At 40.1% G+C, this 1375-nt stretch carries 1 pseudogene; it reads right to left on the minus strand.

From position 1 onward, the window contains the following. Positions 1–18: 18 nt before the first annotated feature. Positions 19–1099: pseudogene (locus AC1DVB_RS27290) on the minus strand (transposase). Positions 1100–1375 lie beyond the last annotated feature (276 nt).

Here is a 1375-nt window from a genome sequence, read left to right on the forward strand (position 1 = left end):
GCTCTACGAGCCCACATGTTAGGCCATTTTTGGACCTCGCCATATCCAATTGGCCATCTTCCTTAAATTAATGGCAGCGAAAGTAAGCATCGCCTACATTGACAATTTTTTAAGTCCCCTTAAAGTAGTCCAACGCATACCATGCTTTTCTTTTGCATCTGCGAATACACGCTCAATCGTTTCTTTACGTTTTGCATATATAGGTTTTACATCTTGATGATGACGCAGATGATCTGCTTCTTCCACATGTGTTTGCCAGATATGCCGTGTCACCACTTTTTGACAGTCYTTGCTTTCTGTACACCGAGATAAAAATGAGCATATTGTACAAATTTGTTTTGGYGATTTGTACTCGCGATAGCCCTCTTTATTAGTTGTTGAGTACTTTAAAGTTTCGCCCGAAGGGCAAAGGTAACAATCAAAATGTTCATCGTATACATAGTCCTGTTTGCGGAAAAATCCTTCTTTGGTGCGAGGACGTGTATAAGGTCTCTTTGGTCTCTTCTTTATCAAATTTATCTGGTGGAAAAGGCTTTTTTCCATGGTTTTCACGATCTTGATTGATTTCTTCTTGAAGACGTCCTTGATACGCTCGTGTTTCTTTACGAACGATTTTCTTTTCAAATTTCCGTTTATTCGCACTGGCTTTCACATGTGTGGAATCCACGAAAACGTGTTCAGCACTTATTAACTTTTTATTAGCAGCTGTCATTAAAATGCGATAGAAAATCTGTTCAAACAGGTCTGTATCTTTAAAGCGTCGCTCATAATTTTTCCCGAACGTAGAGAAATGAGGTACTTTATCATGGAAACCATAGCCTAAGAACCAACGGTAAGCCATATTAGTTTCAACTTCTTCAATCGTTTTACGCATGGAACGAATACCGAAGGTATATTGAATGAAAGTCAGTTTAACTAAAATAACTGGATCAATACTTGGGCGTCCTACCTCTGAATACATATCTTTCACCAAGTCATAAATGAAAGTGAAGTCAATGGCAGCCTCCATTTTACGAACCAAATGGTTCGGTGGCACCAGTTGATCTAAAGTAATCATTTCAAGTTGATCTCGCTGAATAGAATCATGTTTAGAAAGCATCCTCATCACCTCAAGTTTTAATACTTCTATTTTAAAACAAAAATGACTCCAGGCAAAAGTGTTCTATCTAAAAGGTAAGACAAAGTTGATTGGAACGGAAGGTACGAGACTCCTGCGGGAAAAGCGCGTCTAGGGGAGACCCCGCAGGCGAAAGCCGAGGAGGCTCCCCGACCGCCCGCGGAAAGCGAGTGCCTAGAGTGGAAATCAACGTCCAAATTGTACAAGCCATAAAAAATAGACAAACTCGATTTTCATCGAGTTTGTCTACAGTCTGAA

The organism is Peribacillus sp. P4_D6 (assembly GCF_056401795.1).